This window comes from Methanocorpusculum labreanum Z, from assembly GCF_000015765.1.
Lineage (GTDB): Archaea > Halobacteriota > Methanomicrobia > Methanomicrobiales > Methanocorpusculaceae > Methanocorpusculum > Methanocorpusculum labreanum.
Genome location: NC_008942.1, coordinates 964438 through 988193, shown reverse-complemented (window position 1 = coordinate 988193; position 23756 = coordinate 964438). Strand labels below are relative to the sequence as shown.

Annotated in this window: 15 protein-coding genes; 10 read left to right on the top strand and 5 right to left on the bottom strand. The window is 48.4% G+C overall.

What is annotated here, in order from left to right; genetic code table 11:
• Positions 1-119 precede the first annotated feature (119 nt).
• The gene (locus tag MLAB_RS05190) at positions 120-2654 is read left to right on the top strand and encodes a cation-translocating P-type ATPase (protein ID WP_011833357.1); all 2535 of its coding nucleotides are present in this window, start codon (positions 120-122) and stop codon (positions 2652-2654) included.
• Positions 2655-2679: 25 nt separating this feature from the next.
• Here the strand turns inward: MLAB_RS05190 and MLAB_RS05185 are convergent, their stop codons facing one another.
• Positions 2680-3468, bottom strand: coding sequence for a winged helix-turn-helix domain-containing protein (locus MLAB_RS05185; protein ID WP_011833356.1), 789 nt, complete (start codon positions 3466-3468; stop codon positions 2680-2682).
• 95 nt (positions 3469-3563) lie between these two features.
• Between MLAB_RS05185 and MLAB_RS05180 the strand changes: the two genes are divergently transcribed.
• Positions 3564-5216 carry a lipocalin-like domain-containing protein gene (locus MLAB_RS05180; RefSeq protein ID WP_011833355.1) on the top strand — a complete coding sequence of 551 codons (1653 nt, stop codon included), beginning with the start codon at positions 3564-3566 and terminating at the stop codon, positions 5214-5216.
• Between the two features lie 366 nt (positions 5217-5582).
• Here MLAB_RS05180 and MLAB_RS05175 read toward each other — a convergent pair whose 3' ends face one another.
• Both MLAB_RS05175 and MLAB_RS05170 read right to left on the bottom strand, forming a co-directional pair.
• Positions 5583-8984, bottom strand: coding sequence for a hypothetical protein (locus MLAB_RS05175; protein WP_011833354.1), 3402 nt, complete (start codon positions 8982-8984; stop codon positions 5583-5585).
• 14 nt (positions 8985-8998) lie between these two features.
• Positions 8999-9343: a hypothetical protein gene (locus tag MLAB_RS05170; RefSeq protein WP_143702778.1), complete on the bottom strand. Its 345-nt coding sequence runs from the start codon at positions 9341-9343 to the stop codon at positions 8999-9001.
• 657 nt (positions 9344-10000) lie between these two features.
• On the opposite strand from MLAB_RS05170, the gene MLAB_RS05160 reads away from it, so the two are divergent.
• The 7 genes from MLAB_RS05160 to MLAB_RS05130 all read left to right on the top strand — a co-directional run bounded on the left by MLAB_RS05160 (position 10001) and on the right by MLAB_RS05130 (position 21116).
• Positions 10001-10492 (top strand): gamma carbonic anhydrase family protein, encoded by a 492-nt coding sequence (locus MLAB_RS05160; RefSeq protein ID WP_011833353.1) that lies wholly within the window; start codon positions 10001-10003, stop codon positions 10490-10492.
• A complete protein-coding gene (locus MLAB_RS05155) occupies positions 10485-11771 on the top strand; it encodes a CoB--CoM heterodisulfide reductase iron-sulfur subunit A family protein (RefSeq protein ID WP_011833352.1) in 1287 nt (428 codons plus the stop codon). The genes MLAB_RS05160 and MLAB_RS05155 overlap by 8 nt, the downstream gene beginning before the upstream one ends.
• A complete protein-coding gene (mtnA, locus tag MLAB_RS05150) occupies positions 11768-12784 on the top strand; it encodes an S-methyl-5-thioribose-1-phosphate isomerase (RefSeq protein WP_011833351.1) in 1017 nt (338 codons plus the stop codon). Before MLAB_RS05155 ends, mtnA begins: the two co-directional genes overlap by 4 nt.
• On the top strand, positions 12785-13522 hold the full coding sequence (locus MLAB_RS05145; RefSeq protein ID WP_011833350.1) for a DUF116 domain-containing protein: 738 nt from the start codon (positions 12785-12787) through the stop codon (positions 13520-13522).
• A gap of 29 nt (positions 13523-13551) precedes the next feature.
• Entirely contained in the window at positions 13552-16347 is a 2796-nt protein-coding gene (gene uvrA / locus MLAB_RS05140; RefSeq protein WP_011833349.1) for an excinuclease ABC subunit UvrA, read from the top strand.
• 357 nt (positions 16348-16704) lie between these two features.
• Entirely contained in the window at positions 16705-16881 is a 177-nt protein-coding gene (locus MLAB_RS09845) for a hypothetical protein (RefSeq protein WP_187146100.1), read from the top strand.
• 398 nt (positions 16882-17279) lie between these two features.
• Positions 17280-21116, top strand: coding sequence for a hypothetical protein (locus MLAB_RS05130; protein WP_011833347.1), 3837 nt, complete (start codon positions 17280-17282; stop codon positions 21114-21116).
• Positions 21117-21370: 254 nt separating this feature from the next.
• Here the strand turns inward: MLAB_RS05130 and MLAB_RS09840 are convergent, their stop codons facing one another.
• On the bottom strand, positions 21371-21538 hold the full coding sequence (locus MLAB_RS09840; protein WP_187146099.1) for a hypothetical protein: 168 nt from the start codon (positions 21536-21538) through the stop codon (positions 21371-21373).
• Between the two features lie 748 nt (positions 21539-22286).
• Between MLAB_RS09840 and MLAB_RS05120 the strand changes: the two genes are divergently transcribed.
• Positions 22287-22838 (top strand): O-acetyl-ADP-ribose deacetylase, encoded by a 552-nt coding sequence (locus MLAB_RS05120; RefSeq protein ID WP_011833345.1) that lies wholly within the window; start codon positions 22287-22289, stop codon positions 22836-22838.
• A gap of 17 nt (positions 22839-22855) precedes the next feature.
• Here the strand turns inward: MLAB_RS05120 and MLAB_RS05115 are convergent, their stop codons facing one another.
• Complete coding sequence (locus tag MLAB_RS05115; protein WP_011833344.1) at positions 22856-23746, bottom strand: DMT family transporter; 891 nt, start codon at positions 23744-23746, stop codon at positions 22856-22858.
• Positions 23747-23756: the final 10 nt, after the last annotated feature.

The window sequence follows — 23756 nt, the reverse complement described above, 5'->3', positions numbered from 1 at the left end:
CGGTCTCCGCTGGTTTAGGTATAATTTGGTAATTCTATCATTTATGTTTGACCCGAGCAGGCTTCTTTGCAGGAATATATATTAATGTAGGACGACGGAGTAAAGGATAGAAGAGTGTTATGGAAAAGGTAGAACATCCCTGGTCATTGGATACCGACGAACTTCGGCGTGCCCTCACCTGCGATACAGAGACAGGGCTTGATGCTGCGGACGCAAAACGACGACTCCAAGAGTCCGGGTCGAACACCATAACCGAGTTTAAAAAAATCTCTTTTTTCAAAATACTGCTCGAAGAACTCAAAGAACCGCTGATCGTGGTCACGATTCTGATAGGCATCCTCTACAGCATATGGGGACAGATCGGCGACACCATCATGATCATTTGCCTCATTCTGCTCGTCACGCTCGTCGAGGTCTACACCGAGTTCAAAGCCAAAAAAAGTATGGAGGCTCTGAAAAAACTGGCGGCGCCGACGACCTGGGTCATAAGAAACGGCAAACCCGACGAGATCCCGGCTGCCGAGGTCGTGCCCGGCGATCTGATGATCTTAAAGAGCGGCGTTCGGGTAAGTGCCGATGTCCGTATCGTGACATCGCAGGGCCTCGAGGTCGACGAGTCGCAGCTCACCGGCGAGTCGATGGGTGTCGGAAAAGACGAAAGGCCGATCCCGCAGGAGACGGGGCTCAACGACCGAACCAACATGATCCACATGGGAAGCGTGATCCTGAAAGGAAACGGGACCGGTATCGCGGTACGTACAGGGATGGATACCGAACTGGGAAGAATCGCCGGCCTTACGCAGGAGGCGAGCGACCCGAAAACGCCGATGCAGAAATCCACCCTGCATTTGACCAAAAATCTGATCGGGCTTGCGGTCATCTTCACCATCGCCATCCCCATCCTCGGATTTTTTCGCGGTCTCCCCCTTCAGGACATGATCCTCACCGGTCTTTCCCTTGCTCTCGCGACGATCCCCGAGGAACTTCCCATCATCATGACGATGCTGCTTGGCTTTGGGGCGATCCAGCTTGCAGGAAAACACGTCCTCATCCGCCGGACGAAGGCCGCCGAGACTCTCGGCAGCGTTACGATAATTGCGACCGACAAGACCGGCACGCTGACGGAAAACAAAATGAGCATCGAGTCATGGACCGCCGAAAACGAAAAGCAGCTTTTCACCATCGGCGTTCTGATGGCGGATGTCTCCGTCGATCACGAGGGGAACTTTCTGGGCGACCCGATGGACAAGACCGTCGTCGAACAGGCCGGCCTGCTTGGGCTCGAACGAACCGCACTGCTGAAAGAGTACACGCTGATGGAGGATGCAGGCTTCGACGGCGCGAAAAAAATCTTTTTGATGCGGTATGACCATGCCGGAACTCCCGTCGATCTCATCAAAGGGGCCCCTGAAAGCGTGTTTGCTTTGTCGAAACCGGATCCTGATCTGGAAACCAGGCTCAATAACTCGATCAAATCGGGATTTCGCACGATCGCCGCCGGATTTAAATCCCCGTCCGAGGAGAAATACACGATCGCCGGTCTGATCAGTTTCGACGATCCGATCCGTGAAGAAGTCAAACCGGCGATCCGGGAGTTTTCCAGTGCCGGCGTTCGGGTCATGATGATCACGGGCGATCATGCGGGAACGGCGGCCCGGGTGGCGGACGAGGCGGGGATCACCGTCGACACCGTTCTGACCGGTGAAGAAATCCGCGGGATGTCCTCCGAAGCACTTTGCGACGCCGTTTCCCGCTGTAATGTTTTTGCGAGGATCACCCCGGAAGAAAAACTCAGGATCGTTACCGCCCTGCACGAAAACGGGGAAGTTGTGGCCGTGACCGGGGACGGGATCAACGACGCTCCGGCTTTGAAAGCCGCCGACATCGGGATATCGTTTGGTATTGCGGGGACCGACGTCGCAAAGGAAGCGTCCGATATGATCCTCGCAAATGACGACTTCACCGCCCTCGTGGACGCCATCAAAGAAGGCAGACGGCTGTACGAGAATATGTTCAAGTGCATCATGTACACGCTCGCAAGCAAAATCGGTCTGGTCTTCATGCTTTTGATCCCGATCCTTCTGGACGTGCCGCTCCCGTTTGCCCCGATCCAGATCATCATCATGGAGCTTTTCATGGATCTTTTCGCGTCCACGTCCTTTGTCGTGGAGCCGGCCGAATCGGATCTCTTAAAGCAGAAACCGCGTGATCCGGGCGAGAAGTTCATGAACAAAAAGATGATCTCCGGTATTTTTACCGGCAGCCTGACGCTGATCGCGGTCGTTTTGTTCGTCTACTTCTTCAGCTGGTTTACGACCGGGGACCTTGGCGCTGCCCAGACGTATGCGTTCGTCGCCTGGCTCTTCTGCCATGTTCTTCTGGCAATGAATATGCGGACCAGCCGCGTGCCGCTGATCCGGGTCGGGTATTTCTCCAGCAAAGCGATGAACATCTGGGTGATCGGCGTGATCGTTTTCCTGCTCCTGGTCCTGAACGTTCCGTTCTTTATCGAATACCTGAAGTTATCCCAGGTAGGTCTGCTGCCGGTCGTCGGCATCGTTCTTCTGTCGTTTGCTGCGACCTACTGGATCGAGATCAGGAAATTACTGCGGGTAAAAAAGGGCGGGGCCGGAGGGTCCGGTTCGCTCGTATAATTATAGAATGATCGTGTCCGCCGGATCATACGTCCGGCGAGATGTCCTGTCCTTTTTCATCGATGAAAAGAACGGCAAGGAGACTTTTCCCCTCCTCTGCATACAGTTTTTCAAACAGCAGGTCGATCTGCTTTACGTCTTCGGATGCGGGCGGGAGATTTTTGTCCTTATTTTTCGTGATCCGTTTGATCGCGTCCGACTCTTCAGCAGACATCTTCGATCCATATGTCTGGGTCACTCGTTCGACCCGCTGACGCCAGGGTCCCTGCCGTGACGTGTTTATGATCTTTTTGAAGTCCAGATCCTTTTTCACGACCGTGATCGCAGGCCGTGCGGCGGGTGCTTTGCTTTCTGCAGGAGGCACGGCCCTGGTTTTCGGCGGGGCGGCGTTCGGTCTTGAAGGCGGCATGATCTTTTCATGGACCGGTTTTCGTAAGGTTGGTTCGGGCCGCTTTCCCGGTTCCTGCTGTTTGTCAAGGATCCGAAATCCGTTCCCGTGTTTGGTCAGGATCTCGTTGTCGATGACCCGGAGTTTCATGTTCGCGAGATCCATTCCCCGTTCGGTTATTTTGAAGATGGTCGTGTCGGTCTGCTCGACCATGCCGGTTTTCAGGAGGTAGAAGAGGGCATCGTTCACTTTGCTGTCGAAAATCCCAACTCCTCTTCCCCCGGTCTGCATGATCTGTTCATCCAGAGTCAGACTAAAAACGGCGACGAGACTGGTTTTGATCTCTTTTCTTTTGCGGGGGGCGCCGTCAGCAAGGAAGTTCATGATCGGTGCATACATCTGGGAGTACTGTTTGGGCAGAGACATGATACTAAGGGGTAGAAAGGGGTGAAGAATATATAAGATTTCCGTCAGGCAGGTTGGGAATCTCTATTTTATCTTCATCCGCCGTTTTTCCTCTTATGACGACCGTGGACGCAGACCTCAAAGGACCGGACCGTGAAACCGGGGAAAACATCGCCCGTTCTCTGTGGATGCATGAATATACGCCGGAGGCACTGCCCCCGGAGATCAGAGCCCGCATCTCGGATCAAAAGAATTTCGGCTCGGCGTTCGGCGAACGCATCCGGGCAAGGATCACCGATCTTCGCGATGCTCCCGAGAGTTTCAATCCGGATTACACAAAACGTTATGCCGAACTTTTCAGGTATGCCGGCGATCTGACGCCGCATCAGGCATATGCGATGAGTAATCTTTTCGGTATGGACAGTGCCCGTGGATATCAGGAACTTCCAACCGACAAAAAATTCACCTTCCCGGAGGATGACCGCCCGCAGTTCGAGTATCAGGTCGGCTGGCACTTTTTCGTCGGAAATGTTTTTGATACGAAGGGCCGCGAGTACGGGGTCCAGCTGATGTTCTGGAGGTATTCTCTTCTCCCTCCGGAAATGGCAAAGGAGGCCGGGTTGACTGATATCGAGAATCAGATCGTCGAGATCCATTTTGCGGTGAGTGCGGCAGGTGAGAGGCATTATCGGATGCGGCCGGTGGTTGTTGCCGGAACGACAGGTCTTATCAACTTCTCGACCGGACCTTACACGTATTCGGTTGGCAAACAGACCCTTCAGTCTCAATCGAAAGACGCTCTTTTTCCCCTGAGACTTCAGGCATGGGGGATCGACAACCACAAGGATGTGCTGGCTGAGATCTCGATCGATATCACGATCAACCAGACTAAAGGCTATGTTCTGAACGGGGACGAAGGGTTGATGCCGAGTGTCGGCGGGGTTGGGACACTGTATTATTCTGTCCCGCGTCTTCTGGTCGATCCGGAAAAAAGCCGGCTTTCGATCGACGGGGAGGAGCTCCAACTTGCATCCGGCACGTTCTGGTACGATCATCAGTGGGGGACCGGTTTTATGCCGGCGGGCAGTCCGCGAAGCGATGTTCTGCGTGCGGCAGGGATCATCGATGACAAGCCGGCCGTCGGCTGGGACTGGATGGAGGTTCAGTTCGATAACGACACCGAGCTTACCCTCGCGTCGATCCATTCTAAAGAGCAGAAGGATTTCATTAATCAGTCCGGGCCAACCCCGCCGGGCGTTATGACGGCTCCTGCCGTTGGGTCGTTTATTAAAGAAAACGGGGAGTATTTCCCGATCAAAGCTATGCTGAAGGTCACCGAATGGGTGAAGAGTTCGGTGACCGACGGCCCGTATCTGACGACCCGCGTCTGGTATCCGAACCGAATGGAGGTCACCGTGGAAACTGCGGAGGTGCCGGATGCATGCAAACAATTCGTGATGATCCCGATCGTTTCGACCGGTCAGCAGGGATTTTTTGCGGCAGGAGCGGAGTATTCGGAAGGGGCGGTCAGCATCGAGTGGCCCAAAGGCAAACGAATTGGCTCGGGCTTTTTGGAAAATGTGAGTTATGCGGATGCCTGCAGACAGAATCTGCGGCTTGCCGGCATCCCTGATACGCCTGAGATGGCCGGGATTTTTGCAAAGCCGGTGATCACGGACGAAATGAAGGCCGCCGCGATGGTTTTTCTGATGAAACCGGAGAATGCCGCAAGACTCGCAGCGGAGCTCGCAAAGGCCAGGGGGCTTTGAGTTCCGGCTTTCTTTTTTTTGTATAATTATTAATCACACAAAATCCGTGAATAATGGGATAGAGGTGGGTGACTTCAAACTATTGTGATGCTATGGGAGAAAGGAGACGAGAGGGTGTGGAAACAAGAGATAGACCAACCGCGAATCGGCGCGAATCCCGCCCTTCGGGCTCCCAGAATCGGATTTGCTTTTCCTCACTTGAACACGGTGGGTCTTATCACCCCACCGGTTCATCCCTCATCGGGAACGTTCGGGCAAATCCTGTCGCCGCCCCAGCGGCTCCTGTGAGGAAATCTTGGGTATGTTATTCATTAATGAGGAGATGATGCAATATTCAAAAAAATGGGAGAGTCTCAAGTAAAATACTTAAAATGATTCAAAACTCCTGATCTCCATTTCTGATCTCTTCTTATCTTGAATATATGACTCCGAAATCTCTCGCATGAGTTCTGCGAATAGAGGATATCCAGCATTATCCAAAGCATCTGCTTTCTCCCTAGAATTTTTGGTTCGTTGTTCTTCCCATTCTCCATCGCAGATATGAACCCCATCCTTATTTCTAATACCAATCCCGAAATGCCGTCTTAATGATTCATTATCATCTTCATTGAGCAGATTCGCAACCGTTCTGTGAATCCAGAGGCCATCTGGATCTTCTGGAGCATATGTCAGTATTCGGCCAATTTCAACGAATGCTACATCTTCAAGACCCTGTTTCTGACAGATATCAATTACTGAATGATACCAATCAAGGAAGGCGCTTTCATCAAATGTACCGTCATCTCTTGTCCCTGGGATAACTCTCCAATGCTGAAGCATGTAATAAATATTATTTCGTACATCTATGCTGATATCATACTTCATATCAGTGGCTTGTTCATTTTTAGATTTGTAAATGAGTTGCAGCATCTCACAGAAAAATTCAGGACTTTCGGCAAGTCTTCTCTCAAAAATCGTTGTGTGAAGGCTTCCATGAACATCCATTCCAGAGAAATAGGCAACTTCTAATATCCATATTTCTTCCTTGTTAATATCTTTTGACTCAGCGAGATATTTCAGAATTTGCGTAATGGCATATGGTTCAATATATGGATGCATGTTCTTATCTGCACGAAGCAATTTAAGAGCACCGATTATGTATTCGCCCTCTACTTTTTGTTTATCAAATAGCAGAGAGGAAATACATTTAATCGCCTGCAGCGGTAAGTTGAACTGAAGAAATTTATCTAATACATATGCCCAATTATTTTCTTCTTTAGGAAGATATGGCCACATGTGTTCCCAATAGATTTTTTCTTCATCTCCCATTAAAGTCGAGACATATGCCCATGTCTTATTCATACGCGGAAGAGAGAGGAAGAAAACGCTCATTTCATTTGGAGTCCACGATGTGATAAGTAAACTATCAACAAACTGCCATGCTGATTTATCGAACCTTCCCCTGCAATATCCAATGATAAATTTATTTTTCCATTCATCAGTTGTGGTCAAATATTTTGGAAGGAGGATTGTATCATCTTCAGTTTCCGCACTCTTGCCAAATAAATAACCGACAGATTCAGGTACAGATGTTGATTCTGCAAACTCCAGTATGTCGGAGATCCCGCCAATAGAGTATATTTCCTTCAATGCATCTATTTGAGGAGTCAGTGATGCGTCAGAATCTAATATGCCGGGATGATAAAGAGCAGAATTATTTATTGGATTAAACAAAGACCTGTGTTTATATTTGGGTTCATCCGGCATTAATTTCAGGCTGATGGCAGATAACCTCTCCACCTCTTCTTGAGAATATATTTTATTATCTGGAAAACGTGAAATCCACATGAGAGCCTTATTAATCTCCAACCAAATTTGATGTTTCTCAAGTTGCTGCGTGGAGTTGAAGTCATTATTTTCCAAAAACTCCACAATATATTTGCGCACGCAACCGTTCTTCTGTACATATTCACTTAGAAGATTTGATGTGAAATCAGTATCATTACCTATCAAATAATGTGTTATATCGCAATATATTGGATATAATGACACAACGTTTGAACATTCTCCAAAGAAATCACCCCTCCATTTGGGTTTAGTGCCACCATCGCAATACTTATTCTGGAGAGATGTCTCCTCACGGATAAGGACACTGCCTATAGCTGGATGATTTTTTAGAAGACTATATATCGCGGCTTTACATTTTTTTGAATCGGCAGATGTATGCGGTCTTGGTAGCCACAATATTGTATTGAGAACACGAAATGCTTGTTTTTCATGATATGGTTCCCCCTCCATTTCAATTATATCACCCAAAATGGCTATCACCTGAGTAAGATTATCTGTACTCCATGCAAGTTTTTCCAGACCCCAGATAAGACCTGGTAAATATGATATTGGACCAAATTGATTCGGTGCTTCCCGAATCAAATCCTTAATAAAAGGCGTTTTCAGATTTTTCCGGAGTCTGTTGAGAAATTCTCTTGGGGATGCTTCTGCCAAGAGTGATATTGAGTGGTCAAGTGTGGCGTAAAGTTTCCAATTGGGTGAGGAAAGAATTTCACGAACCGACATTTGAATTATTGATTGAACATCAACATCCAGTCCGCTGTTTTTTTGACAGAGAGGACTTGCCAGAAATGCTAAGGTATCTGCCACCCCCTCACGCAATGTAGAAGAATATGTGGGACTTTTCGTTAGAATGCTGGCCATGTATCTTTCATTCGGTTCAAGCTCATATTTCGGATCAATCTCTTGTAATACCTGAACTGCCTGTTTGCAGAACTGCTGAATCTGTTCAGCTCTAACTCGTTCCCAGATTAAATCCCAGATTTCCAGTTTTCGTGTTACCTTCCAGACATTATTTTCTTCATAAATCGGAATCTGAGGAGACTGCAGGAGAGCATTGGTTATTTCTCGTATCCAGTCCTCGTATGGTTTTTTTACAAAATCCGAAATAATTTTTCGGTCTCCTTCATAACTTCCGTCCCACTTCCCAAAGAGACATGCAGATAATATTGTATTCACATCGATATTTCCCAAATTCCATGTTGGACTAATTGGATAACCAGAAATGAGAGTTCTAAGATTGCTTGGATTTCCGAAACATTTGTATGCAAAATAGAATGCCTCTAACTTCCCATATCCAAGTTTATCTAATTCTGTGGAGATATATTCTGGTGGAATATCTGGAAGAGTGCTTGTGTAAGAGTTTGTGATTGAATTCTGACTTGGTTTACCAGAGTAAATTACTGAGTGTTCTCTTGAATTTGCTTCACTAATTAATTTTTCTTCGTCAATAACTTCGAATGTGATTACGAATACATGCGATCCAGATTCACTAACCATTTTTTGAAAAGCTGATTGTGTATCAATGACCAATGTTTTAGAATACCAAGTATTCCTGTCATCTCTGCTTTGTAAGACAGCCGCAATGAAATCCGGAATTTGAGCTGGACAATATGTAGTCAGTTTGAGACGGTTTTGATGATTATCAAGGAATTGATTGACACGCTCTTTTGCTTCCGCACGATGTGCAAGAAATATCTCTGGGGATAATGGATGTATTTTTGTAGCCTCTAGAATAGCATCCCAATATTTCTCTAATGGGCGAATATCCTCAACTGGCATCCCCATTTGATCAGCCATCCAAATCCCAACTGTTGGGTAGAGTGAAAGCCAATCACATAAGGAGTCAGCATCAATAATTTTGATATCCCTCCACTCCCCCTTTTTGATCTCATCCTGAATCCACTTGCCACGACCAGTTTTATCTAAATCTTTACCCATTGCAAGACGTGGCGTTACAAATACAAATGTCGAATTTGATTTATTGTACTGATCATTCTGAAATTTTTTTCAGATGACTGCAGATCACTCTTGAATTTAGAAATAGAATCCTTGTTCGTTCCAATTTCCCAACAGGAATATCCTTCTGGAATATAGTGAATAGGCGACTCTTTGACGTTGAGTTCTCCATCAAATCCATGTTCCATAATTACTTTTGAAAATCGACATTCAATTGGATAAGATACGGATGCACGAACCAAACGATCTACCAGTTCAACAATAATCTCCTGGGCTCTTCGTGAATTCTGATCAACCCAACTCTGCAGTTTTTCTTCGGTAATTATACGATAATAGGTCATCTCCATCTCCTATCCAGAACGTATGTCATAATATGCATTCTAAGATGGGCGCTTATTTAAATCTATTACCATATGAGAGATCATATCGCTCCCCCTCCTCAAAATAAGATGAAAATGGTTGCATCTCTTCATCAAAAAAAGATTCTCCACCCCGGCCCCGCACTCCCGAAATATAACAAAAAACATCCAGTTTGTTTCACTGGAGCCGCCGGGGCGGCGACAGGATTTGCCCGAACGCTCCCGATGAGGGATGAGCAAGACAGCGTAGCTGGATTGCGAAAGTGAGGTTAAGCAAATCCGATTCTGGGAGCCCGAAGGGCGGGATTCGCGCCGATTCGCGGTTGGTTTATCTCATGTTTCTGCCCTCTGCCAATCCCTTTCTTTTGAGAATAATTCCTCTCTCCCAGACAACCATCTCTGCCCCGTTTTGTGCATTTCGTTGATTTTCGATAGTTTCGTGTTTTCGTGGTGAATTTCGTGCATTTGGTGTGATGAATAATAATATCCAAAAATCTTGTACACCTGACTAATATTGTCCAATCCAAAAAAAATCTCAACCTCGGAAATTTACGGGTGCCGTTATATTCCGGCACCCCGCCCCCATTCCTCCCCTATCCACAATACTCATAACTTCCGGCATGCAATTATATAACCACTATGGACTTCGGCGGTTCTATCGGAAAAAACACCTATGTCGCACCCAATGCGACCCTCAAAGGCGACGTAACGCTCGGCGATAACGTCACCATCCTTTTCGGGGCGGTCCTTCGTGCAGATATGGAAAAAATATCAATCGGCAACGGCTCTAATGTGCAGGACAATGCCGTCATCCACGAAAGCCACGGATATCCCGTCACCATCGGTGAAAACGTCTCGATCGGTCACGGGGCGATCATCCACGGGGCAACAATAGAAGACGACGCACTCATCGGCATGGGAGCGATCGTTTTGAACGGCGCAAAGATCGGCAAAGGATCCCTCATCGCAGCCGGAGCTCTCGTCTCCGAGCGAAAGGAGATCCCCCCGAACTCGCTCGTCATCGGCGTTCCAGGAAAAGTCGTTCGCGAACTCACCCCCGAAGAGGCCGCCGGCAACCTCAAAAACGCCGCGACCTACGTCTCTGTCGGGCAGAGGTATCTCCATGAATAATGTTGTTGTCATTGGCGGAGGAGTCGCCGGCATCCAGAGTGCCATGGACATCGCCAATCACAACATCCATGTCTATCTGATCGAGCGCGAGCCGTCGATCGGCGGCCACATGGCCATGCTCGACAAAACCTTCCCGACCAACGACTGTTCGATGTGCATCCTCTCGCCGAAGATGGCCGAGATCTCCCGGCATCCGAACGTTACGATCCTCACCCTCGCCGAGGTCGAAAAAATCGTTGGTGAGGTTGGAAATTTCACCGTCACCGTCACCAAATATCCACGCTACATCAATGAAAAGGAGTGCACGGGCTGCGGCGACTGTATCACCATCTGCCCGATCGAAGTCTACAACAAATTCGATGCTGGCATCGGGGTTCGAAAAGCGATCTACAAACCCCACGCCCAGTCGATCCCCAACATCGTTGTAAAAGACAATCTCCACTGTATTGAATGCGGCCTCTGCTACGGGGTCTGCGGCAAAGACGCCGTCCTCAAAGTCACCGAGGCAAAAGTCGAAACCCTCGAGATCAACGCCTCCGCCGTCGTGATCGCGACCGGATACTCGCTCTTCGACCCGCAGAAGAAATCCAGATTCGGCTATCTTCGATACCCGGATGTCATCACCTCCCTCGAATTCGAGCGGATGATCAATGCCGGCGGACCGACCACCGGCAACTTACGCCGGCTCTCGAACGGCGAGACCCCGAAAAGCATCGTCTTTGTCCAGTGCGTAGGATCGCGTGACATGACGATCAACAGAAACATCTGTTCCTGCGTATGCTGCATGTACGCCCTCAAAAACTCCATGCTCATCAAAGAGCATTATCCCGACTGCGAGGTCTCGATCCTCTACTCTGACATCCGGGCCTACGGAAAAGGCTACGAGGAGTATTACCAGCGGGCGATCGACGCCGGCGTCAAAATCATCCGCGGACTGCCGGGCGATGTGCAGGACAACGGAAAGGGCCGGCTGGTTCTCCCGGTCGAAAACACCGAGACCGCCGAATTCCTCAATCTGGAAGCCGATCTCGTTGTCCTTTCGGTCGGCATGATCCCCGAACCGGAAACCGTGCGGCTCGCAAAATCGCTCGGCCTTCCCCTCGACGATCACCAGTTCTTAAGTCCCGCCGATATGAAACTCGACCCGGCGGGAACGATCCGTCCCGGGATCTACATCGCCGGCGCCGCCCTTGCTCCAAAAGACATCCCTGACTCGGTCATGTCCGCCGGTGCCGCCGCCATGAAAGCCTCCATCGACGTCGTCAGGAGCGAACAGTGACCGAGGACAAAACCATCTGGTGGAACGATGAAAACAGTTCCGTGATGCTCATCGACCAGACGCTGCTCCCAACCGAGTATAAGGTCATCGAGATCACCGAGGTTTCCCGGCTCGCGGACGCGATCCGCCGGCTCGAAGTCAGAGGAGCTCCGGCCCTCGGCGTTGCCGGCGCATTCGGGGTCGCTTTATCTGCGGCACGCTGCGTTTCGGACGTCGAGTTCGACGAGACGATCGCGTCCGATGCGGCGCTTCTGAAAAGCACCCGCCCGACCGCCGTGAATCTCGCATGGGGCGTGGACAAAGTCCTCCGCAGCATGGAAAATCTCCCCCCGGAGATGGCACGGGTCATGGCGCTTTTCGCCGCGAAAACCATCGCCGAAAACGACACCAAAGCCTGCATGCTTCTGGGTCACAACGGCGCCTCGCTTCTCCCGCAGATCGGGACCGTGCTTACCCACTGTAATGCAGGGGCACTCGCCTGCTCTTCATGGGGGACGGCGCTCGGGGTCATCCGCTCGGCCAAAAAGATGGGCAAGAAGATCTCGGTCGTCTCCTGCGAGACCCGCCCCCTTCTCCAGGGCTCCAGGCTCACCGCCTGGGAACTCGCCCGTGATGAGATCCCCGTGACAACGATCGTTGACTCAGAAGCCGCATTTTTGATGCGTCAGGGAAAAATCGACGCCGTCATCGTCGGTGCCGACCGGATCACAAAAGACGCCGTCTTCAACAAGATCGGGACTTACATGCACGCCGTCTGTGCCAAATATCACGACATCCCGTTCTACGTCGCGGCTCCCGTCTCGACTTTTGACGCAGCGGCGTCAGAGTCCGATATCACCATCGAACAGCGTGACCGGACCGAAGTTTCCGGCCTCTTTGGGAGAACGACCGTTCCGGAAAACGTCCCGGTCATCAACTACGCCTTCGACGCGACGCCGCTGGATCTAGTTACCGCCATTATAACCGAAAAGGGTGTCCTGTATCCCCCGTATGATTTCCAGGACATGAAATAAATGGCTGCGACCCTCTCCCTCGCATTTTTCGACAGTCCGGTCTGGAACAACCTGGCCCTGATCCTCGGCCAGCTTCTTCTGATCTTCATAGCCTTCTGGCTGATCTTCTCCATTCTGATGGCGATCTTAATCGTCATCTCGATCCACCGGAAACAGATGTACTTCCCGCGGCTTCTCAGACCGTTCTTTACGATCATGGAAGGCACGGTCAAGATCGTCTGTCTCCTCCTCGGCGTCGACGGAAAAGAGCTGATGGAGTTTCTGATCAGAATCGACAACGAGATGAACTACTCCAACTTCGCGAAAACCCCGGTCGAAGACCGTGTCGTCTTCTTTCCCCAGTGTCTCCGTGCTCACGATTGCCCGGCCCGTCTGACCCCCGACGGACTCAAATGCGTTTCCTGCGGGCGCTGCGGGCTTGGACGGGCGGTCCCTGCTCTCAACGAAGCAGGATACAAGACCTTCATCATCCCGGGCTCGACCTTCATTAAAAGGATGGTGAAAAAATATAAGCCGAAGGCAATGATCGGCGTCGGCTGCATGATGGAGGTCAAGGAAGGTCTGCAGATGGGCCGAAAGATCTCCATGACGACGATCGGATTCGTTACCAAGACGGACGGATGCGTGGAAACGACCATGGACTACGAAGAGCTCATGGAAGTTGCCTCCCTCGGGCTTGCCCACCCCGTGGTCATGAAGCCCGAGACCGGCGACAAACTCCCCGGTTCTAAAACATAATAACCCCCTGCCGCAAACATGTACCCCGCATGAAAAACCTGATCGTGAAGGGTGCCAGACAGCACAACCTTCAGAATATCAATATAGAACTCCCGCGTGACAAACTGATCGTCGTCACCGGGGTTTCGGGCTCGGGAAAATCCACACTCGCTTTTGATACGATTTATGCGGAAGGGCACCGCAGATACGTCGAATCTCTCTCCGCCTACGCCCGCCAGTTCCTCGGACTGATGAGCAAACCCGATGTTGATTCCATCGAAGGCCTCTCCCCCGCAATATCCATCGAACAGAAAACCACTTCGAAAAATCCGCGCTCTACCGTAGGTACGGTGACGGAGATCTATGACTACCTGCGGTTATTGTATGCCAGGATCGGGATTCCCTACTGTCCGATCCATCACGTAAAAATCGAGTCGAGGACGCCTGGTCAGATCGCCGATTCGATCCAGAAGGAGTATCCGGAGACGATGGTCACGATCCTCGCCCCGATCATCCGCAAGAAGAAAGGGACGTATGAACAGTTGTTCCGCGATCTGCATGCCGACGGCTTTGCAAGGGTTCGGGTCGACGGCGAGATTTTCCGGACCGACGACGAGATCAAGCTCGGCAGATACATCATGCACAACATCGATGTCGTCATCGACCGGGTGGAAACGTCCGACCGGAGCCGGCTGACCGAGGCGATCGAATCGGCACTGAAGCACGCCGAAGACGGGCTCGTGTATGCGAACGCCGGCGAGACGGACTCCGTCTACTCGGCACGGATGGCATGTCCCGTCTGCGGTCTCTCGTTCGAGGAGCTCCAGCCGAGAATGTTCTCCTTCAACAGTCCGTTCGGGGCCTGTCCGACCTGTAACGGTCTTGGGTTCCAGATGGTCTTCGATCCCGACCTGATCATCCCGGACAAGAGCCTCTCTCTTGCCGACGGCGCCGTCGCCGTGTACAAAAATTTCCTCGACGGGTTCCGTGTCCAGTATCTGGACGCCGTCGCGAAACATCTCGGCTTCACGCTGATGACGCCGGTGAGCGAGTTCACCAAAGAGCAGTATGACGGGCTGATGTACGGCGTGAACCAGGACATGAAGTTCCGCCACACCTCGAAAAATGCCGAGTGGGCCTATCACGGGACCTGGGAGGGGCTGCTTCCCCAGACCGAACGCCTGTATAAGGAGACGAAGTCTGAGTACCGCAAAGAAGAGCTTGAGAAGTTCATGCGGATCCTTCCCTGTCCGACCTGTCACGGAAAACGGCTGAAGGATCACGTGCTCGCGGTCAAAGTGGGCGGTCAATCCATCGCGGACGTCGCCGATATGTCGATCGATGCGGCCCTCGAGTTCTTCGAGTCTCTGCCGCTTTCTGAAAAGGAAGAGGAGATCGCGAGGCTGATCCTTCGGGAGATCAAGTCCAGACTGAACTTCCTGAAGTCGGTCGGTCTTGGATATCTGACGCTTTCCCGGAGTGCGGGGAGTCTTTCCGGCGGGGAGGCCCAGCGTATCCGGCTCGCCACCCAGATCGGTTCGAACCTGATGGGGGTTTTGTATATTCTGGATGAGCCGTCGATCGGTCTCCACCAGCGGGACAACCAGAAACTTATCCAGACCCTGCAGAAGCTTCGGGATCTTGGAAACACGCTCATCGTGGTCGAACACGACGAGGACACGATCCGGGCGGCCGACTACGTAGTGGATATCGGTCCCGGGGCAGGCGTTCACGGCGGGAAAGTCGTTGCCGAAGGAACGCCGGATATGATCGAAACGTTCCCGGAGTCTTTGACGGGAAAGTATCTTTCGGGCGAGCTTTCTATTCCCGTCCCCGAGAAGAGACGGCCGGCGAAGCGGTTCATCCGGCTCAACGGTTGCACGGAGAACAATCTGAAAAATATCGATGCGGCGATCCCGCTTGGGACGCTGACGGTCGTAACTGGCGTTTCGGGTTCGGGAAAATCCACGCTGATCTACGATACGCTGTATCAGGCCCTGATGAAGGAGTTGTATAAGTCGAAGGTGACGCCGGGGGCATATAAGGAGCTGATCTTCGAGTCGGAGATCGACAAGGTGATCGTGATCGATCAGTCGCCTATCGGGCGGACGCCGCGGTCGAATCCGGCGACCTACACGAAGGTGTTCGACGATATCCGGAAATTGTTTGCCGAGACGAAGGAGGCGAAGCTGCGGGGATACGGCCCGGGGCGGTTTTCGTTCAATATCAAAGGCGGCCGCTGCGAGGCGTGTTCGGGGGACGGCGTGATGAAGATCGAGATGAATTTCCTGCCTGATGTGTATATCGAGTGCGAGGAGTGTAAGGGGACCCGGTATAATGAGGAGACGCTCGAGGTGAAGTATAAGGGGAAGTCGATCGCGGATGTTTTGAATATGAGCGTGGACGAGGCCCTCGAACTGTTCGAGAACGTGCCGTCGATCAGTGCAAAGCTCCAGACGCTTGCCGATGTGGGTCTCGGGTATATCAAGCTCGGGCAGAGTTCGACGACGCTGTCCGGCGGCGAGGCCCAGCGTATCAAACTGACGAGGGAGCTTGCGAAGCGGGCGACGGGGAAGACCGTGTATCTCTTAGATGAGCCGACGACTGGTCTCCATTTCCATGACGTGAAGAAGCTTATCGGGGTTCTGGACAGTCTGGTCGGGAAAGGGAATTCGGTTGTGGTGATCGAGCATAATCTGGATGTTATCAAGTCGGCGGATTATCTGATCGATCTCGGCCCTGAGGGCGGGAATGCCGGCGGCGAGATCATTGCCGAAGGAACGCCGGAGGAGGTAGCGAAGGTGAAGCGGAGTTATACGGGGCAGTTTTTACAGAGGATGCTGTAAGAATTATCTGTTCTTTTTTTGGGGCGGGTTGGACCCGAGCGAAGCGAAGGGGACGACCTCAGCGGAGCAAATCTTTGATTTGCGACTGTGGGCTTCGGTTTCGTGTATGGGATTTTTTTTGATGTGCGCATCTATCACACAAAATTCACGAAAAAAATACGAAAACACGAAATAGAGAAAATCATTTGGATCGTCCCCCCACACAAAATTTTCGAAATTCAGCGAAATCCACGAAAAGGGGGACAGAGGTGGAAGGATAGACAGGCAAGCTCTGAGATGGAAGTAGTTGAGATGAGTGTGGATGTATGAGATGATTTAACCGCGAATCTCCGCGAATTAACGCGAATCGCATTTTTCTTGCGTCGTCGTGCTCTGCTCCGGCTTATCGCCTGCGCAGGAATCGCACGCCGTCTGGAAAAATGCTGGGGAAAAACCGGCGTGCCGGTTTTTCTTTTTGTTTGTTATTCTTTTCTGATTTTGTGGTGCGGGGAAGTGACTGCGGGGTGGACGCTGAAAGCGGCCGACCTCAGCTGAGCAAATCTTTGATTTGCGATTCGGCGCGGAGCGGCCCGCGGTGGAAATATCTTATTTTTATTTTCGGGAGAAGGGATTCTTTTTTTGCGGGAGTAGATATTAATTTCACCAAGAGAATGATGGTAGAGAGATAAAATTAAAAAACCGCGTTCGATAACTTCCGGCTGGCTCTCCAACTCAGACATGTGCCCTCGCTTGAATCAATGTGGATCCTGCTCGTCAAGGGGGTAGTTTTTTGAGTTTTCTATGAATTCAAGGAGATAGGAGAATTATCTAATTTCACTGAAAATCTTATAATCACCACAAAATAGCGTTACAATAACTAACTTTATCGTATAATAGATTGAATAAAAGGTTGTGATGCAACATCTTTTTAAAAGAGTAAATATGGAGTTCAAATGACACACTTATTTGAGATTGGCCATAAAGATATTCTAAGACTGGATGATGAGCAATTAACACAATTATTAAAGAAACTCCTCTCTCTTGAAGTTAAAAGATGGAATTTACAGATACAATCATTTAGGGTTTCTCTAGCTTCAAACCAAAAAGATGGTGGGGAGGATGGGTATATAAAATGGGATCACTCATCAATAAAAAAAACAGATTATTTTCCAAATAAATCAATATTATTCCAATGTAAACAAAGAACTGATGCAAATGGTTTTACCGCAGCTGCATGCAAAAAAGAATTATTGAACACCGATAATAAAACCGTTAAAGAACGCATTAATTCTCACTTTTTAGACCAGGGTACATATATCTTGTTCTGTAATTTTCCATGTAATCGGAGTATGCAAGAAGATAGAATAGAGGGGTTTCGAAAGGGTTTGAGGGCTGCACACGCGCCTTATGCTGAAAGTTGTGCTATTCAGATTTATGATGGGGAAAAAATTGCAGATTGGACAAACCAATTTCCAGCAGCGGCTCTTTATGTGTGTGAATGTATTGGTCGTCCAGTCCCCTGCGGTGCTCTCACGTGGGGAGAATGGGAAAAATATTATTGTAATAGGTTTTTTTCAGACAAATATCTTCAAGATATAATTACAGGAATACGAACGAATATCTCTGGTAAGCAGAAGGTTGTGCGTTTTGTCGGAAATTCTGGATTAGGGAAAACCCGAGTAGCATTAGAGGCCTTTAGACCCCCTGAACTTCTTAGTGATGAGATATCACCTGGTGATATTGTACAGAGTCAGCTAAGTGCCGACGTCGTTTATTTTGACAACGCTCGGGATGTTGAAAACCTTATTTCAGCGATAAGAAATTGGCGTAAGAGTAAGTTGTCTGGAACAATAATTGTTGATGAATGCGATTGTGAAACCCATGATCGCCTTGCAATAGAGATAAAACATTCAGATAGCTGTTTATCCTTATTATCAATTGATTACACAGATACGTGTGGTATAAGAGAAGATCCCGTTTACAAACTCCAACCGGTTAGTAATGACATAATCGAAAAAATTGTATTGGAACAATTTTCTGGATTGCCTGAGCCAGATGTTAAACGAATAGTAGATTTTACTCAGGGATATCCTGAAATGGCTGTTTTGATTGCTAAGAATAGAACAGCCGGCGCTGAATCGATTGGAACAATTACTAAAGAATATCTCATAGATCGATTAATTGGCGGTCGAGAAAAACCAACCGATATTCAGAAAGACGTAATTAAAGCGTGTTCTCTTTTCACGGAATTTGGTGTGAAGGATAATCTGTATATCCATGCAGATTTTATTGCTAAAAATATTTGCAATATATCCTCTGATGATTTCCACCGTATCATCAAACAGATAAAATCTGAACGTGGTATTATCGAAGAAAGAGGACGGTATTTTAGAGTAACTCCCATGCCCCTTGCAATCACTCTTGCAACAGGGTGGTGGAAATATTGTTCTCCAGATCAGGCTGAAAAACTCTTATTCGGAAATGATATTCCAGAGGGTTTGGTCAATTCTCTCTGTAATCAATTTAGATACATAAACATTGATCCAGAAATTGAAGAATTAACTAAAGAACTATGCAATAATCGACGCCGTTTAGGGAAAGCAGAGACACTAAATTCTGAGAGGGGTTCACGGATCTTCCGCTCAATTGCAGAAGTGAATCCCCGCGAGGCTACCGATGCCCTTTACCGATGTTTTGGTGACGCAGATAAAGAATTGATTAAACAAATTATCCCAGGTAGAAGAAACATTGTTTGGGCTCTCGAAAATTTGTGTTTCTGGGAAAACACCTTTACGAAAGCCGCAAATTTATTACTTAAGTTCGCAGTTTCAGAAACTGAACCAGGATTGGGAAATAACTCTACAGAGCAGTTTTATCAGTTGTTTCATTTGGCATTGTCTGGTACGCAAGCACCGCCGAACATGAGATTAAAGGTAATTGATGAGGGATTATCAACAAATGATCCTGAGTTCCAGACGATCTGTATCACAGCTCTGGGTCATGCCCTCCAAACCCATAGTTTCTTAAGGATCGGTGGTGTAGAGCTTCAAGGCAGTCGATATCCCAAAAAAGACTGGATTCCAAAAACAAGGAAAGAAGTTTTTGATTATTGGGATGATGTTCTACGGATATTGAAAAAATATGCCTTAAATGAGGATCCAATTGGAAAGCTTGCTATATCTCAAATAGAAAAATCCATCTGGGGTATGCTAGAGTATAGACGACTTGATATTTTAGATGATGTTATATTCTCTATTTGTAAAGAGAGGGGATATTTCTGGCCGGAAGTATCAGCAGAATTAAACAGGTTTCTCCATTACCATTCAGAGGATATTCCAGAAGATGCAAAGATCCGACTAAATAATTGGATCAATAAATTGGGACCTCAATCGATTATTGATGAAGCATATCTCAAAATAATAAGCCCGAAACAATATACGCCGTATGATGGTTCGAATCATTATGAAAAAGTAAATACTGAGACTATTGAATTTGCAAAATATCTAAGCAGTAAACCAGAAGACTTGCGTGAAGTCTTAGAATTATTATCTAGAACCCCGTCAAGTCAAGGATATCAGTTTGGTTATGCCCTTTGTAATTGCACTGATGACAAAGATAAGATCATCAACACGTTAATTGATTTATTAAAAGGCGTACCTAAAGAGGAAATGGATGATTCTGTTTTAGGGGGCTATCTCTATGCACTCCGATCGGAAAACTCGGCTCTTGTAAGTCAGTATCTTAAAAGGATATCCGAAGATCCACAATTATCCCATTTATTATTAGTTTTGACTGCACGAACTAAACCTGAAAAGACTGATTTGGATTTATTGATCACTCAATTAAAGAATGATAAATTACATATTGAGGATTTTAGGGAATTTCAGTATAGAAACGCTCTTAGGCACTTATATCCTGCTTCAGTACTTGATTTCTTTAATGATTTGTTGTTAAATTCTGAGAATGGGTGTATCATGGTATTTGAATTAGCATTTGACTATGCTTATGATGATGAAATAAAGACGCATATGTTTAGACCATTTTTCAAAAAACTATTCATTGATTACAAATGTTTTTCCACGATGATAAAAGATACTAACTCGCTTCAAGGTACCCTTTATTCAGTTACTAACATTATTTCAGGTTTGTTACAACAATCCGGACCCGATTTAGACATAGCAAAGAACTTAACCGAAGAAATAATCGCATTATGTTCTGGCAACACGGTTATCGTATTAATTTATGAAGATCTTGAAGAAATTATTAAATTACTTCTCTTACCAGAATATATTGAAACAACTTGGCCAATATTTGGAGCTGCTATAACCTCCAGGGAATATCGCGGATCTGATTCTCTTGAGCTTATTCTTGGATCGGAAGCATCAGCTGGAAAATGGGCGCCCAGTCCATTAGAATCTATCCAATTACCACTAATAACTCAGTGGTGTGAAGACGAACCAGATCGTGCTCCCATCTTCCTTGCAAATGCAATATTACCACTTATTAATATTGATCAGAAAATCACTTGGAGTCCATTGGCCAAGTATTTAATTAATCATTATGGTGACAATGAAAAAGTGTTGGCAGGGTTAACTAACAAAATTTCTATTTTTTCGTGGATTGGTTCTAAAAGACCATTTTATGAAACTTGGTTAAATAATTTCGAAGCGCTCCTCACTCACCTTAATCCACGTGTCAAAAGATGGGCTGAAATAAATATTGAATCTTTGAGAGATAACATACGAGCTGCTGAACGTGAAGATGAAGAAAAGGAGTTATACCGCGGTTAAATCCATTAAAAATCATTTTTCATCTGTATTCATGGAAAATAGAATCCTCTCTCTCTGTTTTGGTGGATTTGTTTGTGAATTTAGCGTGATGAGTCATACTCTCCAAAGAATCTCGCCACCTTTGAGGATTCATTGAGCTTCTCGGATCGTTCATTCATCCTAGAACTTAGGATATTTCCACCGCGGGCCGCTCCGCGCCGGAGTCGCGGCCCCGCACCCCGAAATATCAATTATATTAGCACACTCTGGAATGATCATGAAAAAGAAAAACCGGCACGCCGGTTTTTCCTCAGCATTTTTTCCAGACGGCGTGCGATTTCTGCGTAGGCGATAAGCCGGAGCAGAGCACGACGACGCAAGAAAAATGCGATTCGCGAGAATTCGCGGAGATTCGCGGTTGGTTTTATTTCATGTGTCCCCAAGAATCCCTTACACGAAATGAAAGTACACCTCATCTGATTTCCTCACCCGAACCCAAAACATGCAGAGTTCCACACGAAAACCACTATTTCAACTCCAAAATGACCATCCGCCCATCAAAATGACCCCTCTCCCGCTCATCAAAAACCATACCCCAAACATAAAACAAGCCGAATCCTGCCGATTTCCCCGGCAAAACATCAGGACTATATAAATAAAACCCCAGGCGCCTGAAAAAAACGATAACCCCCGACAGACTACCTACCTAGGTAGTGACCTAGAGCGGAAGAAAATCTCTCATCAATCACTTTTTTTTCAGGCGCCTAAACTCTTATTATTATTATTTTATGTACAGTACAGACGAGAGAGAGAGAGAGAGAGAGAGAGAGAAGACCTTGAATAAAAATTACTACTATATAAATTAGTAACGCGGTAGGTAGTGAGTCTTTCCGGGGGTATCGTTTTTTCCAGGCGCCTCCGTTTTTCTTTATATACTATGACCTCGTTGGACGGAAAATACGCCCAATCCTGCCGATTTCATTTTTTCACCACCAAAAATCATCAAAGAAATTTGGCCAAAAATGGTGTTCGGATCATCAAAATGGAATCGAAACACCTATTTGCGAATGGAAACATGGTCATTTTTGGGTGCATGGAAGGTGTTTTCGAGGCGGGTTTTTTTGGGTGTGTGGTCACCCGTTTCGTTCCCACAGGAAAAACACTATCCGGCTGAACGGCGAAGAATTGAGCATGGAAGATCCCGTCTTATGGATAACCGACCATCTCGGCGTCGTCAAAACCGACATAACAACCCTCTCCGTCGACGTAATCGTCAATGCCGCAAACACCACGCTTCTTGGTGGCGGGGGCGTGGACGGGGCGATTCATCATGCGGCCGGTCCCGGACTTCTTGCTGAGTGCCGGACGCTTGGGGGGTGCAGGATCGGGGAAGCGAAAATCACGAAAGGCTATGCTCTCCCCGCGAAATACATCATCCACACGGTTGGCCCCGTCTGGTGGGGCGGGAATGAAGGAGAGCCGGAACAACTGAGGGCCTGTTATTTTCATTCGCTCACGCTTGCCGGGGAACACGGTCTTCGAACCATCGCCTTTCCCGCCGTAAGCACCGGAGTATACGGCTATCCGAAAGACAAAGCCGCCGTCATCGCGGTCGAAACGGTTCTGTCGTTTCTCCGGGACGATCCGGATGCATTCGACCGGGTCATTCTGGTCGCCCACTCCAATGCTGACTTCCAAAATCTCACGGCTGCGGGGAAAATGGTTCGAATCGGTACGACGTGATGTCGTCCCCATCTCAATTATAGTGTATCTTCCTTTTCCTTTTTCCAAGGCAGTTTCTTATGACTGAACATCTCGCCGAACATTGCCCCGCCGAGAATCAGGGCCGCACCGATTACCTGGATAAAACCCAGATGTTCCGATAAAATGACCGCCGAAAATACCAGAGCCGACAGAGGTTCGAGATACCCGACGATCGCCACCGTCTGCACGGAAAGGTTCCCGATCGCCGAGAAGTAGAGATAACACCCGAATCCGGTATTCACGACGCCGAGGAAAAGAAGCGGCAGGATACTTCCAGCCGGGATCTGGAAGGAGAGTCCCTGATAGGCAAGCGTGAAAACCGCGACGGTGATGAAACTGCTCGTCAGCTGGATCATCGGGTTTTCAAGGCCGTTTATATGGACCGCTTTTTTATTGAAGATCAGCATCACGGCATACATCACAGCCGACATGATCCCGCAGAACAACCCAAACGACATGCCGCCCGTGAGAAGATCTCCTCCGTTGACGAAGAGCATCCCGAGAAGCACGGCGGCGAATCCCGCAATAATCGAGAGATGGAGTTTTTCCCGGAAAATGATCGGTGCTGCGATCATGACGAGGACCGGGCCGCAGTAATACGCAAGCGACGCGATGCTCACCCCGACCTGTGCATACGCCTCGTACAAAAACATCCAGCAGATCCCCATCGCGACTCCGGAGATCACGACAAACAGGGTCTCTTTTCGATAAGCCGGGAACTGCGGTTTTTTCCGGATTCCAACAAACAGCAGGATGAGAAACAGGGCGCCGATCATTGTTCGGAAAAACACGATCTCGTAGCTGGTCAACGCGATAAAGCTCGCCACGATGCCGTTCGAACCAAAGATCAGCAGGGCGAGGATATATTTGAAGAAATTGAGATTCATGTTCCGGCTC